The 14701-nt window shown below is 65.6% G+C and carries 12 protein-coding genes; 7 read left to right on the top strand and 5 right to left on the bottom strand.

The features are described from left to right. Positions 1-36: 36 nt before the first annotated feature. The 3 genes from AAN986_RS10560 to AAN986_RS10550 all read left to right on the top strand — a co-directional run bounded on the left by AAN986_RS10560 (position 37) and on the right by AAN986_RS10550 (position 2472). Positions 37-1029 carry a tripartite tricarboxylate transporter substrate-binding protein gene (locus tag AAN986_RS10560; protein ID WP_349335640.1) on the top strand — a complete coding sequence of 331 codons (993 nt, stop codon included), beginning with the start codon at positions 37-39 and terminating at the stop codon, positions 1027-1029. Positions 1030-1100: 71 nt separating this feature from the next. Then, a complete protein-coding gene (locus AAN986_RS10555; protein WP_349335639.1) occupies positions 1101-1586 on the top strand; it encodes an Rrf2 family transcriptional regulator in 486 nt (161 codons plus the stop codon). After that, on the top strand, positions 1573-2472 hold the full coding sequence (locus AAN986_RS10550) for an NAD(P)/FAD-dependent oxidoreductase (protein WP_349335638.1): 900 nt from the start codon (positions 1573-1575) through the stop codon (positions 2470-2472). The genes AAN986_RS10555 and AAN986_RS10550 overlap by 14 nt, the downstream gene beginning before the upstream one ends. Positions 2473-2559: 87 nt before the next feature. Here the strand turns inward: AAN986_RS10550 and AAN986_RS10545 are convergent, their stop codons facing one another. From AAN986_RS10545 to AAN986_RS10535, 3 genes are all read right to left on the bottom strand, one after another. Next, the gene (locus AAN986_RS10545) at positions 2560-2778 is read right to left on the bottom strand and encodes a hypothetical protein (RefSeq protein ID WP_043790243.1); all 219 of its coding nucleotides are present in this window, start codon (positions 2776-2778) and stop codon (positions 2560-2562) included. A gap of 61 nt (positions 2779-2839) precedes the next feature. Beyond that, positions 2840-3652: a class D beta-lactamase gene (gene blaOXA, locus AAN986_RS10540; protein ID WP_349335637.1), complete on the bottom strand. Its 813-nt coding sequence runs from the start codon at positions 3650-3652 to the stop codon at positions 2840-2842. A gap of 143 nt (positions 3653-3795) precedes the next feature. Continuing rightward, positions 3796-5487, bottom strand: coding sequence for a long-chain fatty acid--CoA ligase (locus tag AAN986_RS10535; RefSeq protein WP_016450578.1), 1692 nt, complete (start codon positions 5485-5487; stop codon positions 3796-3798). 227 nt (positions 5488-5714) lie between these two features. Between AAN986_RS10535 and AAN986_RS10530 the strand changes: the two genes are divergently transcribed. Beyond that, positions 5715-6254, top strand: a complete 540-nt coding sequence (locus tag AAN986_RS10530) for a pyridoxamine 5'-phosphate oxidase family protein (RefSeq protein WP_016453251.1) — start codon at positions 5715-5717, stop codon at positions 6252-6254. Position 6255: 1 nt separating this feature from the next. Here the strand turns inward: AAN986_RS10530 and AAN986_RS10525 are convergent, their stop codons facing one another. Continuing rightward, positions 6256-6759, bottom strand: coding sequence for a hypothetical protein (locus tag AAN986_RS10525; RefSeq protein WP_016450580.1), 504 nt, complete (start codon positions 6757-6759; stop codon positions 6256-6258). Positions 6760-6761: 2 nt separating this feature from the next. Further along, on the bottom strand, positions 6762-7664 hold the full coding sequence (locus tag AAN986_RS10520) for a LysR family transcriptional regulator (RefSeq protein WP_349335636.1): 903 nt from the start codon (positions 7662-7664) through the stop codon (positions 6762-6764). A gap of 257 nt (positions 7665-7921) precedes the next feature. Here AAN986_RS10520 and AAN986_RS10515 point away from each other — a divergent pair, with 257 nt between their 5' ends. From AAN986_RS10515 to AAN986_RS10505, 3 genes are read left to right on the top strand one after another with little or no spacing between them, the layout of a single operon-like run. After that, positions 7922-12961: a DUF6765 family protein gene (locus AAN986_RS10515; protein WP_349335635.1), complete on the top strand. Its 5040-nt coding sequence runs from the start codon at positions 7922-7924 to the stop codon at positions 12959-12961. Further along, positions 12946-13971, top strand: a complete 1026-nt coding sequence (locus tag AAN986_RS10510) for a right-handed parallel beta-helix repeat-containing protein (RefSeq protein WP_349335634.1) — start codon at positions 12946-12948, stop codon at positions 13969-13971. Before AAN986_RS10515 ends, AAN986_RS10510 begins: the two co-directional genes overlap by 16 nt. Next, a complete protein-coding gene (locus tag AAN986_RS10505; RefSeq protein WP_349335633.1) occupies positions 13943-14356 on the top strand; it encodes a hypothetical protein in 414 nt (137 codons plus the stop codon). Before AAN986_RS10510 ends, AAN986_RS10505 begins: the two co-directional genes overlap by 29 nt. Positions 14357-14701: the final 345 nt, after the last annotated feature.

The following is a 14701-nucleotide window of genomic DNA, read 5'->3' as shown; positions in this document are numbered from 1 at the left end:
CCGCCTGCCTTTCCCATATTCACCAGGAGACATCCCATGCAGATGCATCGCCGTCATTTCGTCCAGGCCCTGGGCAGCGCCGCCGCCCTGGGCTCGCTGTCACCGCTGCAAGCCCTGGCCCAGGCACTGGACCAGGTCAAGATCATGTACGGCTTTCCGGCCGGCAGCTCGGGCGACAGCGTGGCCCGCCGCGTGGCCGAGCGGCTGGGCGGCACGCCCTACAGCAAGGGCCCGGGCTTTGTGGAGAACAAGCCCGGCGCCGGAGGCCGCATCGCGGTGGAGGCCTTGAAGAACTCCCCGCCCAACGGTTCCGTGCTGGCACTGGCCCCCGTATCGGCCTTCTCGGTCTATCCCCACATCTACCCCAAGCTGACCTACAGGCCCGAAGACGCAACGCCCGTATCGATTGGCGCCGTGATCTACCACGGCCTGGCCGTGGGCCCCGCCGTGCCGGCCGAGGTCAAGACGCTCAAGGACTTCCTGGCCTGGGCCAAGGCCAACCCCGACCGCGCCAGCTTCGGCTCGCCGGGCGCGGGCTCCATGCCGCACCTGCTGGGCGCGCTGCTGGGCCTGCGCTCGGGCGTGGAGCTCAAGCACGCGCCCTATCGCGGCACCGTGCCGAGCATCACCGACCTGGTGGGCGGCCAGATCGCGGCCACCATGAACCCCAGCGGCGACTACCTGCAGTACCTGAAGGCGGGCCGCCTGCGCGTGCTGGCCACCTCGGGCAAGCAGCGCTCGCCCTTCCTGCCCGACGTGCCCACCTTCACCGAACTGGGCTTTCCCGATGTCACGGTGGAGGAATGGTTCGGGTTCTACGCGCCCGCCAAGACCCCGGCCGCCACCATTGCCAACGCCAACGCGGCCATCACCGCCGCGCTCAAGGACAAGGCCGTGATCGACGGGCTGGCGGCCCTGGGCCTGCTGGCGCGCGGCAGCACGCAGCAGGAAATGGCGGCCGACCAGCAGGCCGAGTTCGAGCGCTGGAGTTCGCTGGTCAAGCAGATCGGGTTCACGGGCGAGTCCTGATGGCGCACCCGGACGGCAGGTCCATATCCCTTCGCGAAACAAGGCCACACTCATGCAACAAATAATGTTGCATGAAACAGAACAGCCAATTCTCGGACGTCCTGCATGTGCTGCTGCACATGGCCGAGGGCGATGGACCTGCCACCTCCGACATGCTCGCCGCCGCGCTGCAGACCAACCCGGTCGTGCTGCGCCGGCTGATGTCGGGCCTGCGCGATGCAGGCCTTGTCACCTCCGCCAAAGGCCATGGCGGGGGCTGGGTGCTGTCTTGCGAGCTGGACCGCACCACGCTGCGCGGCGTGCATGAAGCCTTGGGCGCCCCTGATCTGGTGTCGTTGGGCTTCAGGGAAGACCGGCCCGAATGCCTGGTCGCCCAGGCCGTGAACGAAGCGCTGAGCAATGCGGTGCAGCAGGCCGAGGCCGCCCTGCTCGCGCGGCTGGGCACGGTGACGCTGGCTGCCCTGTCCCAAGACTTCCACGCCCGCCTGGCCCGCCATCGCGCAGCAGGCGGCCAGGGTTGGCACCAACTGCAGGAGCACTCGCATGAAACACGTTGATTTCGCCGTCATCGGCGGCAGCTATGCCGGCCTGTCCGCCGCGCTGCAACTGGCGCGTGCGCGCCGCCAGGTGCTGGTGGTCGATGCCGGGCTGCGGCGCAACCGCTTCGTGGACCAGGCCGGCGAGACATCGCACGGCTTTCTCACCCAGGATGGCGTGGCCCCCGCCCAGATCGCCGCCCAGGCCCGGCAGCAGCTGATGGCCTATCCCACCGTGCAGTGGCTGGACGGCACGGCCGAGGACGCCCGCGTGGCGCCCGATGGCCGGCTGGAGTTCCGTGCAGCGGGCACGGCCATCAGCGCTGCCCGCATCGTCCTGGCGCTGGGCGTGCATGACAGCCTGCCGCCCGTGCCGGGACTGGCCGAGCGCTGGGGCCGCAGCGTCTTTCACTGCCCGTACTGCCACGGCTACGAGATGAATGCGGGCCGCATCGGCATCATCGCCAGCTCGGCCCTGGCCCACCACCACGCCGTCATGCTGCCCGACTGGGGCCAGACCACGCTGCTGCTCAACGGCGCCTACACGCCCGGCGCCGAAGAACTTTCCACCCTTGCGCGCCGGGGCACCCAGGTGGAGGCCACGCCCATCGCCCGCCTGGAAGGCCGGGCCGACGTGCTGCTGCAGGACGGCCGCCGCCTGGTCATGGATGGCCTGTTCACCCAGCCGCGCACCCGCATCGCCAGCCCCGTGGCCGAACAGCTGGGCTGCGCCCTGGAAGAAGGCCCCATGGGTCCCTTCATCAAGGTCGCGGAAGGCCAGGCCACCAGCGTCCCCAACGTGTTCGCCTGTGGCGACGCGGCCCGCGCGGCCGGCAACGTGGCCATGGCCGTGAGCGATGGCGCCATGGCCGGCATTGGCGCGCACCGGTCGATGATGGGATGGTGAACTGCGGCGCCTGCCCTAGAGCGTGCTATGCACTTTGATGTGCCCGTGAAAGCCGGGAAAGGGGTCCGGGACGAGGCGTGGCACGCTCTATCCGAAGACCGTGCCGCCCGCATCCAGCGCGGGCGGCCGCAGAAGATCGGCATTGACGCCCATGGCCTCGCTGGCCCGCTCCACGGCCTGCCACAGGGGGGCCGGCATCTGCAGTATTTCCTCGGGGGAGTTCGCGCGGGCGATCCAGTCGCTGATCTCAACGTGCTGCTCGGGGGTGAGCAGGTCCAGGTTCAGCATTTCGTCAATGGTCTTCATCGGGTGTCGGTCTGTCGCTCGTGTGCGGAAGGTGTACGGAAAAGGAACGGCCCGTGCATTGTCAGCGGTCCACGGCAGGCAGTCGCTGCAGCAGGGCATCGCGGGCGCGCAGGCCGGCATTGGGCTTTTGCGCCTGCTCGTCCTGGATCAGCGTGGCGAACACCAGCCTGCGCTCGTCCTTGGTGGCCCAGCCCACGTACCAGCCATAGGCCCGGCTGGCGTCGTAGCGGTTGTCGCTGCCCGGCGAGCCCGTGCCCGTCTTGCCATGCACGGTCCAGCCGCCCACGGCCACTGGATGCCGGGTGATGCGCGCGGTCATGTCGATGGCCTGACTGTTCACGGGCAGTTCCCGGCGCACGATCCTGCGCATGAAGGCCACCTGCTCGGCCGCCGAGATGCGCAGCGAAGACACCACCCACACGCCGTTGTGGCCCGGGTCGGCCACTGGCACGGCAGAGACATCCTCGTTGCCATAGCGGAAGGCCTTCACGTAGGCGTCAAAGCGCTGCTGGCCCAGACGCATCACCACCTGCTGCGAGTACCAGAACACCGAGTCCTTCATCCACGCCTGGGGCGTGATATCGCGCCGCCAGGCATCGCCGCCCCAGTCCGGATACTCCGGTTGGTACGGCCACGCGGGCCGGGATTCGTCCTGCAGGATGCCGGCGTCATAGCCCATCAGGCTGATGGCGATCTTGAAGGTGGACGCCGGCGTGACCCGCTCGGCGCAGGCCGGGCCGCTGTGCACCAGGGACTGGCCCGTGTCGGCGTCGGCGACGATGGTGCACAGTTCGTGCGCGACAACGGGGGCGGGAACGGAAACCCAAAAAAAAGCTGCCACGGCCGTGGCAGCGGTCCCAGGAAATCTATGCATGTGCTGTGCGCTGCGGTGTTCGTATCTGGCGCGCGATCATAGATGCGCGCGCAGCCTTTGCAGAGCCCCTGCAGCAAACAGCCCCACGGCGCCCTGGGCAAGCGCGTGTGGGACTTGCCCATGGATGGGAACTGCCCGCGGGGCTACGCCTGCGCCTCCTGCAACTGCCGCCACATCACCTTGCCGCTGCCGCTCTTGGGCAGGGCCTTGACGAACTCCACCACCTTGGGCGCCTTGTAGACGGCCATGTTCTCGCGGCACCACTGGATGATGTCCTCGGCCGTGGTGTCTTCCTTGCCGGCACGCAGCACGACGACGGCCTTGACCGACTCGCCCCGGTAGGCGTCGCGCGTGGAGATCACGCAGGCTTCCTGGATGGCGGGGTGGCGGAACATCAGCGACTCGACCTCGGCCGGCCAGACCTTGAAGCCGCTGGCGTTGATCATGCGCTTGAGGCGGTCGGTGATGAAGTAGTAGCCGTCCTCATCCACGTGGCCCAGGTCGCCGGTGCGAAAGAACCGCTTGCCGTCGATCTCCATGAAGACCTGGGCCGTGGCGTCGGGGCGCTTCCAGTAGCCGTCGAAGACCTCGGGCCCGTGGACCACGATCTCGCCCTGCTCGCCCTGGGGCACTTCGGCACCGGTGTCAGGATCGATGACGCGCGCCTCCGTGCTCATGAAGGGAATGCCCAGGCACTGCTGCTTGGGGTGCTCGGACGGGTTGCTGTGCGTGGGCGCAGCGGTCTCGGTCAGGCCGTAGCCCTCGCAAAAGCGCAGGCCGTATTGCTCCAGCAGGCGCTGGGCCACGGCCTGGGGCATGGCCGCGCCGCCGCCGCCGATGTACTTTAGGCTGGTGAGGTCGAACTGCGCGAAGTTGGGGCTGCCCAGCAGGTCGATGACCATGGTGGGGATGTTGGTCCAGCTGGTGACCTGGTAGCGCGAGATCAGCCGCCCGGCCAGCTCGCGGTCCCAGCGCGGCATGACCACCACGGTGGCACCCATGAAGATGGCCGTGTGCAGCACCGACACCATGCCCGTGATGTGGAACATGGGCACCACCGCCAGCACGACCGCCTCGCTGGTGCCGCTGCCCCAGTAGCTTCCCGCCACGGCGTTGTGGTTGATGGAGCGGTGCGGGTGCATGCAGCCCTTGGGGTGGCCCGTGGTGCCGCTGGTGTAGGGCAGCACGGCCATGTCGTCGCGGCCCACCACATGGGGCGGCGCGGCGTCGGTGCAGGCCAGGGCCTGCTGCCAGGTGTGGACGCTGCCGCCCTCCAGCACAGCCGGCTCGCGCCGGGTGAGCAGCCAGTCGTGCCACTGCGCAGGCGGCGCATCGTCGCCCTGCACACCGGCATCGAAGGCATCGGTGAACTGGGTGACGATCAGGTGATCGAGCCGCTGGCCCGGCGCCAGCGCGTTGCTGGCCTTGGCCAGCTCGGGGGCCAGGTCGGCCGTGGTGATGGCGACCTTGGCGTCGGCGTCGGTGATGTAGTGCTTGAGCTCCTCGGCCATGTTCATGGGATTGACCGGCACCACCACGGCATTGGCGCGGAAGATGGCGTAGTGCGCCAGTATGAGCTGAGGCGTGTTCTGCATCAGCAGGATCACGCGGTCGCCGCGCTGCACGCCCAGGCTGTGCAGGTAGGCCGCCATGCGTTCCGTGCCCTCGCACAGCTCGCGGTAGCTGATGGAGCTGCCGAAGTAGCGGATGGCCGGCTTGTCGGGATAGCGGCGCGCGTTGACGGCCAGGTTCTCCCATACGCTGGTGGCGGGCACGGTGATGGAATGGGGCAGACGGCTGGGCCAGAAGGCGTGGTGCGCGGGCAGGGTCGACATGGACGGATGGGCGTTGAATGGTCGGTGAGTGGATCGGACGGCGGCAATCCGCCTTGCCAGCGAGGCTAGGCGCACACCCGGTTCCCGGCATTGGGGAAGGCCCCAGGGAATCGTCGCCAAAGTGACGCTTGAGCGCCCATGGCATACCGATGCCACCGCAACTCGCCTTGTGCTTTCGCAAGCCGGCCACGGGAACGCCACAAGTACGCCACGGGTACGATGGCGCCATGCCCTCCACGCCCGACATGCCCCACCTGTCCCGCCTGCAGCTGTCGCTGCGCGATCTGCTGGCCCGCCGCCGCAGCGCGGCCCTGGCCACCCAGCCCGCCGACTCCCCTGCCCCCGGGGCTGGCGATGCACTGCCCGCTCCCCGTCTGTCCATGGTGCCCTGGGCCTGGAATGCGCAGTTTGGCTGCTTTGTGCTGCACGTCAGCGCGCTGGCAGCGCACACGCGGGCCATGGAGCTGCACCCGGCCGTCAGCCTGCTGGTGTGCGCGGCCGAAGTGGACGGCGAGGGCGTGCATGCACTGGAGCGCGTGGCCATTGAAGGCGTGGCCAGCACACCTCCGCCCGGCAGCGTGCTGGCCGATGGTGCGCGCGACAGCTATGTGCTGCGCTTCCCCGAAGCCGCGTTCATGACCGATCTGGGCGACTTCCGCATTGTCTGCATCACGCCATCCATCGCCCGGCACGTGGCGGGCTTTGGCGCGGCGCGCGATGTGTCGGCCCATGACCTGATCGAAGCACTGAGCATCCAGCCCAGCTGACTCACGTGCCCCGCACGTGGGCCGCGATCAGGGCGCCCGCCGCATCGCCCTGCCCCGCCACGCAGGCGCGCACATGGTCCTCCCACATCTGGCCCTGCTGCTCCACCTGGGCATGGACAAAGCGCTGCAGCATGCGCCGGGGATCGTCGCAGCGCTCGTAGGCATAGGGATCACCGCGCGTGCACAGCGCCTTGAACTGCAGCCAGGCGGCCTGCCGCGTGACGGGCATGCCCTGCAGGCGCTGCCACTGGTGCAGCAGCTCATGGGCAAAGATGCCTGCGATCTGCGGATGCGACAGGCGCAGCGGCTGGCGCGGATCGGACTGCATGAAAAAGGCACGCGGCATGAAGATGCGCCCGCCATTCATGGACAGCGCCCTGCGCGTGTCGCCCAGGCGGCGCAGATAAAGGCGCATGCGCGGCAGCAGCGCATCCAGCGAGGCACCGAAGTGCGTGCGCACAAAGGCCTGTTCCTGCGCATCGAGCGGCCGGCTCCAGAACACCATGCTCAGTCCCCCGGCCCCTGCCGATAGCGCCGTGCCATGAAATCCACGAAGGCACGCACGGCCGGGCGCAGATGCCGCGTGCGCGGATACAGCGCGTGGTAGCTGTACTGCCCCAGATGAAAACAGGGCAGCACCCGCACCAGCTGGCCGCGCTCGATGGCCGAGCGCACGGTATGCCAGGTCAGCGCCGCAATGCCCCGGCCTGCGCGTGCGGCCTCGAAGATGGTGGCCACCGAATCGGTGCGCAATGCCGCTAGCGGCTGGACCTCAGTGACAGCGCCCTGCCCGGACACCACGCTCCAGCGCAGCTGGGCCGGACCCGCAGCAAAGGCCAGGGCGCGGTGCGCTGCCAGTTGCTCTGGCGCCTGCACCACCCCGTGGCGCATCAGATAGGCGGGCGAAGCCACCAGCACCAGAGGCGAATGCGTGAGCAGCCGCGCCTGCAGTCCACTGTCCGGCAATTGCCGGCTGATGCGCACGGCTGCATCCACGCCCTCGGCCACCAGGTCCACCAGCCGGTCGGTGCACAGCAGTTGCAGCTCCAGATCCGGGAATTGCTGCTCGAACTCGGGCAGCCAGTCGCCCAGCTCGATGGCACCCACGGCCAGCGGCAGCGTGATGCGCAGCACGCCCGCCACGCGTGCGCGGCGCTGCGCCAGTGCGGCCTCGGCCGCATCGAGCTGCTCCAGCAACTGCACGCAGCTGAGGTAGTAGCTGCGCCCCGCCTCGGTCAGGCTCAGCCCGCGCGAATTGCGCTGCAGCAGCTGCGTGCCCAGTTCCGACTCCAGCCATTTGACATGGCGCGAGGCGGTCGAATGCGTCATGCCCAGCCTGTCCTGCGCCGCCGTGAAGCCCTGCGCATCCACCACGCCGCAAAACACCCGCATGGCCTGCCATCTGTCCATTGCCCGTGCACTCCTTTGGCGGGGATTGTGGGGCATGCGGGCGGCCGCATTCCGTTGCGCCACAGCCCCACGCCGGCCCCTTTTCCGACCCATTCCTCCCTTTGGGCCGCAGAAACAGACTATTCCTAGAGACAAGCACGCCGCAGCTGCCTAGATTGACCGGCAACCCGGACACAGGCTTGCCTCCACCAGCTCCCCGCCAGACGCATGGCCGCCTCCTGCCCGAGATTCCTAAAAATCCCGAGGGAGAAACTCACATGCACCCACGGCACATGCTGCTGCGCAGCGCCTTGCTATGCATTGCCGCACTGCTGGCCCACGCCATGCCGACCCTGGCGACTGCCGCCCCCAACCTGGGCGGAGGCTCCGGCAAATGCGACCCCACCGTGCAAAGCTGCGCCCCCGGCGCGGGCGGCGGCATCGACCTCGGCGGTGGCGGTGGCGGCTCGGGCGGCGGCACCTGCACCCCCACGCCCGGCGGCAGCCCCTGCGGCGGCGCCGGCCCCGCCACCCAGGGCAACTCCAGCAGCACCCACCAGGGCGCAGGCAACCCCATCCACCTCATCAACGGCAACAAATACCAGCGCGAAGTGGACATGCCCGCCTTGCCCGGCCTGCTCGGCCTGGAAGTCGTGCGCCACTACAACAGCAGCTACAGCCGGGCCTACGTGCCGCCAGGCCTGCTCGGCCGCGGCTGGCTGCTCAGCTACGAGGCCCGCCTGTACGACCACCCCACCAATCTGCAGATCGTGCAGGCCGACGGCACCCGCATCATCTTCAGCAAGCTGCGCGAGCACCCCAGCCTGTGCGCCAGCGAGCAGCCGGGCAACGGCATCGTGCGCATCGAAGGCCAGGGTGCCAAGGCCGCCGAAGCCGGCCCCGACAGGCACTACACCTGGCAATGGATGGACGGGCGCGAGCTGCGCTTCAACCACCGGGGGCGCCTGACCCGCATCAGCCTGCCCTCGGGCGAACAGGTCCGCCTGGACTACAACGCCAAGGGCAACCGCCTGCTCAAGGTCACCGACCCGCAGGGCCGCAGCCTGCGCCTGCACTACGCCCAATCTTCGGGCGAGGGCAGCTTCACCGGCGTGCAGGCCATCGACACCCCGCTGGGCCGCATCGACTACCGCCACGGCAGCGCACCGTTGCCCGGCAGCACCCAGCCCCAGGCCAAGCTGAACGCCAGCCTCGTGCAAGTCAGCCTCCCATCGGCCGATGGCCAAGCCCCGGTCCAGCGCCACTACCACTATGAGGACCCGCGCCACCCCACCTTGCTCACGGGCATCAGCGTCCAGGGCCAGGGCAGCGACGGCAAGCCCATGGACAAGCGCATCGCCAGCTACGCCTACGGCGACACCGGCCGCGCCACCTTGAGCGTGCGCGGCCCGCCGGACAGCCAGCAGGAAAAAGTCACCCTGGACCTCAGCCAGCCCTGGAAGAACACCCTCACCAACAGCCTTGGGCAAACAACCACCTACCACTACGACACCATCGGCGGGCAATGGCGATTGCTTGAAGTGCGCGGCCCGGGCTGCGCCAGCTGCGGCCCCGGCGACATGCGCTACCGGTACGACGCGCAAGGGCGCCTGACCGAAGCCACGCGGCTCGATCCCGCAGGCCGCCCGCTGGAAGGCACGCGCACCGAGCTGGACCCCTTCGGCCGCCCGCTGGCCGTGTACCGCATTCCCTACACACAAGGCCAAGCCCGGGCCCCGCAGCTGCAGGTGCGCTACGGCTACGGCAAGGACCCCTGGAAGCAATACGCGCCCGAACTCATCGCCCGGCCCAGCGTCGTGCCCGGGCACGAACACCAGATCCGCATCCGCTACAACAGCAGCCGCCAGCCGCTGCAGATCACCGAGACGGGCTTCAGCCCATTGGATGCCCAGGGCCAGCCCGCAGGCAATGCGGACGGCGCCACGCCCATCGAACGCAGCACGCGCTACCGCTACACCGAGATCAACGGCCGCAGCGTGCTGGTGGACATCGACGGGCCGCTGCCCACCTCGCTGGCAGGCTATGACGACGGAAGCCCGGCGCAGAACGACCTCACGCGACTGCGCTGGGACCGCAGCGGCAGCCACGTCACGCGCGTGCTGCAGCCCGATGGCACCGCCGTGGCGCTGGAGCATGACCAGGCCGGGCGCATCACAACCCGCACCGAAGACGACGGCGTGCGGCGCCTTCAGCGCCAGATGCGCTACAGCGCCCTGTCCGCCAACGCCCTGCAGGCGGAAGAAATCACCACCAGCGGCTGGCTGCTGGACGCCGACGGCCAGCCCCGCGCCAGCAGCCGGCTGAGCCTGAATCCATACCGCATCCGCCACGACGCCCTGGGCCGCCCCAGCCAGGCCATCGACACGGCAGGCCGCAGCATCACCTGGGCCTACCAGGGCAGCACCCAGGCTAGGCTCGATGGCCTGGGCAACCGGGGCCAGATCGAGCGCGACAGCGAAGGCCGCATCAAGCGGCTGGGCCTGTACCGCGAAGGCCAGGACCTCCCCGAACGTGCGGCCTACTACGGCTGGAATGCGCAAGGGCGCCTGAGCCACCGCCTGCTGCCCGATGGGCGCCTGGACAGCTACACCTACGGCGACGCGGGCGAGCTGCTCCAGCACACCGATGGCGACGACACCCGCACGCGCTGGCTGGACAACGGCAGTCTCCATGCCAGCCTGTCGCAAACGCCCGATGGGGCGGTACGGCTGGCATTGCAAGGCCCGGCCAGCGCGGCGATGGAGCAGATCACCAGCAAATCCCGGAGCACCCAACCCGCCGAACGCCGCCAGGCCCTGCACGACGACTTCGGCCGCACCGTCTGGCTCCAGCTTGCCGATCATGGCCGCCAAAGCGCACGCTACAACGAAGCCGATCAATTGCTGGTGCACACCCGCGCCGACGGCAGCAGCACCCACTACCAGTACGCTCCCAGCGGGCGTCTGCTGTCCAAGACCTACGAGCCGGCGCCCGGTGCTGATCGTCGCTCTTCCTCGCAAACCCGGCTGCACTACCAGGGCCGGCTGCTGCAGACCATCGACAGCAACTGGCAGCGCGAGTCCATCGAATACGACGCCCTGGGCCGCCCCGTGGCACGCACCATTGCGCTGGCCACGCCCGACGGCCAGGGCGAACATACCTACCGCACCGCCACGCGCTATGGCCCGGACGGCCGGGTCCACAGCCGCACCCTGGCCGATGGCCGCGTGCTCGTCACCCGGCGCGGCCCCGCCAGCGAAGGCGCCAGCGTGCAAGGGCTGCAACTGCAAAGCGCCTGGGTGGCCGGCCTGCTGCAGGCCAGCGACCACTGGCTGGGCGCCGGCGCCACAGGCTTGCTTGAACGCTTGCTGCCCGCGCAGACGGTGGTCGGCGACATCCAAACAGACGCCTTCAACGGCCTGCAGCACTACACGGCAGGCAATGGCCTGGCCACCATTCGCCAATACGACATTGCCGGGCGCCTCACGCAGCAGACCACCGGGCAAGGCACATCGCAAGGCACATCACAAGGCACATCACAAGGCAGCGCACCCATCCTCAGCCAGCGCTACCGCTACGGCGTGGGCCCGCGCATCCGCGCCATCGAGCAGGAGGGGCCACCAGCGGGCCTGCACAAGACCGACTACCGCTACCAGGGCTTCGGCAGGCTGGTGCAGGACAACGCACCGTCAGCACCAGCGCCCGTGCAGCGCGACAGCCAGGGCCGCACCGTCCAAGATGCGCTGCACCGCTACACCTACACCGAAGCAGGACAGCTCCAGGGCATCAGCGACCACCAGGACCGGCCCATCGCCAGCTACCGCTACAACAGCCTGGGCCAGCGCGTGGGCAAGACCGTGCACCAGGGCGATGGGCAAACGCACAGCCACTACCTGTGGCAGGACAACCGGCTCGTCGCGGAAATGGATGGCGAAGGCCGCATCACCAGCCAGTACCTGTACCTGAGCGAGGGGACTCGCACCCTGCCCATCGCCAAGCTGGAATCCGCGCACAACCGGGACAACGCCAGCGGCAAGGCGCGCATGCTGCACATCCACAACGACCACCGGGGCAGTCCGCAGGCCATGACGGACGCAGGCCAGCGCGTGGTCTGGCGTGCCCGCCAGACGCCCTGGGGAGCGCCGGCCATGCATCAGGCCGGCCACACAAGCCTGCCCCGGCAGCAGGCCGTGCTCAACCTGCGCCTGCCGGGCCAGTACTTCGACGAGGAAAGCGGACTGCACGACAACTGGCACCGCAGCTACGACCCGGCCAGCGGCCGCTACCTGCAGCCGGACCCGCTGGGCTACCCGGACGGGCCCGATGCCTACCTGTATGCCGGCGGCGACCCGCTCAACCGGATAGATCCCACCGGGCTGTACCAGGAGGACATGCACTACTACATGGTCTTCTTCCTGGCCCTGGCCGCCGGCCTGGACTACGAACCTGCGCGCATCACGGCGCTGGCTTCGCAGTACGTGGATGACAACCCCATCACCAAGCCGCTGGACGATGCCAACACCCTCACCACGGTGGGCTCGATCTTCAAGAACCACCGGCAACTGCTGTGGTACCACTTCACGCTGTCCGACGACAAGGGCACCACGCTGCCCCAGTACGCCAACGACAACGTCAACAGCGTGGTGGGCAACCTGAGCCCGCAACTGAACAACCTGCTCAACGCCAGCCGGCTGGGCAACCCGGCCCAGCCCTGTGCCGAATACCAGTTCCTGGGCGAATTCCTGCACTCCTATCTGGACACCTTCAGCCACCGGGACAAGGACAACCGGCCGTTCGATGCCATCAGCGTGAAGCTGGGCATAGGGCATGGGCTTGCGGGGTCCGAGCCGGACTACACCTATGACGAGGACATGCCAATACTGGGGAATATGCCTGATCCAGAGGTGCCTTATTGGGGCCAGCGGGAGTATCGATCGCTGCAAGGGGAGAAGGCGGTTTATGAGTTTTTGACGCGGTATGGGGCTAAGCCGGCGGTGAGCTTTAAAGAGATAGAGAAAGTGCTGGAGAGATTCAATGCTATTCGAGAGACTGGAGGAAATTCACTAAGTAAATTTAATCTGCTAGAAGATACCATCAAATCCTGGATAAATGACGGCAAGCTAAAACTGACAAAGATAGATCAAGAAGGAAGATTAACTGAAATAAAAAAGATAGATCTTAAAAATACAGAGAATGAAGCTTACAACGAAGATCAAGCTGACGCTAATCGGGAAAAATATCTTGGAGCACTTGTTGGCCAAGAGGCTAAATATCCAGGAGTCTGCTTGCCAAGGAGTATCATATGCAAACCAGTGTGACAGTTAAGGCACTGACATTTATCTTGATAGTTTTGTCTTCCGGATTTTCCCAAGGGATGACCTGGGAAGAGTGGGCTGAAACTCGCCATCCACCCAGCGACACAGGACCATTGCCAGATGGCTGCAGCCCCGTCAAATATCGAGGGACCTTTCATCCCATTATTGAGTATGTCAGAGGACGAGGAGACCACTGTGTAGTTCACGATTTTGTACAGAGGAAATTAAGAGACTTCATTAATGGCAGGGAACGTGGATCACCAACAGATGAAGCCGGAAGGGGTAGTGTGATTAGTTTCTCTCAAGATAGCCATTCCAACATTGATCTAAGAAAACATCTTATATCTGGCAAGCCGTTTGAAAATACCCGCGGCATAGGCATGAATAGCAAATCACTGACTCACTTGGCAGTTCACAACGGAAAAATCGAAACGCCCGGTCCACTAGGTATTGGAATAGATATGGCACCTTATATAGAAGGTCGTCAGAGGCTACAGGAGTTGACAGAAGATCGTCCAGCAATCAAAGAAGTCGGCTACAGCCGTACATTCGCGGGTATTTGGGATTACACCCCACCCACCTTCTACACAGCAGAAAACCTCCAAATCAAATCCGGCGGCCGCGCCATCATCATGGCGGGCTCCGACAACGTGGTGCGCAACAACACCATCGAGGTCGATGGCCGCACCGCCGTCTACCTGTACGGCCCGCGCTCGCTGGTGGAGGGCAACACCTTCATCGTGCACATGGACCTGCGCGACAAGGCGCCGCTGCCCGCCATCCTCAAGCTGCGCGATGCCGATGGTTCCATCATCCGCAACAACCGCTTCATCGTGAAGCGCAGCGGGCTGTTCAGGAAGAAGGAAGAGGAACCCCAGGCCGGCATCAACCTGCTGGAGTCCAAAGGCGTTGTGATCGAGGGCAATGTGTTCGAGCAGGTCGCCGTGCCGGTGCGCAAGGATGCGGCCAGTACCACAACGGAGAGTGGAAACATTTCAAAAGGCAGCCCCTGATGGAATGGAGGTATTCGACGGCCATATGCGTTATGAGTTTTTGACGCGGTATGGGGCTAAGCCGGCGGCGAGCTTTAAAGAGATAGAGAAAGTGCTGGAGAGATTCAATGCCACGCGGAAGAGTGGGAGCAATTCTCCAGATAAATTTGATTTGCTACGAAACCATCTAAATAAATGGACTAATGAGGGAAAATTGAATTTAACGAAAGACAATAAAAGTCAGATCAAAATAACAAAAATAGATTTGAAAGATAAAAATTCAGAGGAATATGACTTTGAGAAAGCAGAAAACAATAGAGAGGTATTTCTTGGTGGTTTAGTGGGTAGGGAGAAAGACTATCCAGGTGTGTGTTTGCCAAGGAGTTTGTTATGCAAACCCGTATAGTGTGCATTTTAATAATATTTGTGCTGCTAGCTTTTTGGCGGACTGGGCATGCAGAAAAACAGCAATGGGAAAAATGGACCGAGAGCCAACACCCTCCTGTTGACGCAAAAATTCCACCCATATGGTGCAAGGCTGTGAAATATAGAGGTCAGAGAGTTCCAATATCAGAGTCAATCAAAGGTTCTGGTAAGCACTGCGTTGTTCATGATTTCGTTCAGCGAAAATCTCGTGACCTCATATCTGGTAGACAAAGAGGGTCTCCAATAAATGATGCTGGAACCGGAAATATATTAACGTTCTTCGAAAGCAGCGATGTGGACCTGAACTTGCAAAATCATCTCATAT

It is taken from the genome of Delftia sp. DS1230 (genome assembly GCF_040112715.1).
GTDB classification, from domain to species: domain Bacteria; phylum Pseudomonadota; class Gammaproteobacteria; order Burkholderiales; family Burkholderiaceae_C; genus Comamonas; species Comamonas tsuruhatensis.
This window is presented reverse-complemented; position numbering and strand designations above follow the sequence as displayed.

What these genes read in the sequence shown, in the direction of transcription:
- AAN986_RS10515 (WP_349335635.1), top strand. Translation starts at nt 7,922, where the DNA reads ATGCACCCACGGCACATGCTGCTGCGCAGCGCCTTGCTATGCATTGCC.
- AAN986_RS10520 (WP_349335636.1), bottom strand. Translation starts at nt 7,664, where the DNA reads ATGGACAGATGGCAGGCCATGCGGGTGTTTTGCGGCGTGGTGGATGCG.
- AAN986_RS10535 (WP_016450578.1), bottom strand. Translation starts at nt 5,487, where the DNA reads ATGTCGACCCTGCCCGCGCACCACGCCTTCTGGCCCAGCCGTCTGCCC.
- AAN986_RS10525 (WP_016450580.1), bottom strand. Translation starts at nt 6,759, where the DNA reads ATGGTGTTCTGGAGCCGGCCGCTCGATGCGCAGGAACAGGCCTTTGTG.
- AAN986_RS10545 (WP_043790243.1), bottom strand. Translation starts at nt 2,778, where the DNA reads ATGAAGACCATTGACGAAATGCTGAACCTGGACCTGCTCACCCCCGAG.
- AAN986_RS10550 (WP_349335638.1), top strand. Translation starts at nt 1,573, where the DNA reads ATGAAACACGTTGATTTCGCCGTCATCGGCGGCAGCTATGCCGGCCTG.
- AAN986_RS10530 (WP_016453251.1), top strand. Translation starts at nt 5,715, where the DNA reads ATGCCCTCCACGCCCGACATGCCCCACCTGTCCCGCCTGCAGCTGTCG.
- AAN986_RS10510 (WP_349335634.1), top strand. Translation starts at nt 12,946, where the DNA reads ATGCAAACCAGTGTGACAGTTAAGGCACTGACATTTATCTTGATAGTT.
- AAN986_RS10555 (WP_349335639.1), top strand. Translation starts at nt 1,101, where the DNA reads ATGAAACAGAACAGCCAATTCTCGGACGTCCTGCATGTGCTGCTGCAC.
- blaOXA (WP_349335637.1), bottom strand. Translation starts at nt 3,652, where the DNA reads ATGCATAGATTTCCTGGGACCGCTGCCACGGCCGTGGCAGCTTTTTTT.
- AAN986_RS10560 (WP_349335640.1), top strand. Translation starts at nt 37, where the DNA reads ATGCAGATGCATCGCCGTCATTTCGTCCAGGCCCTGGGCAGCGCCGCC.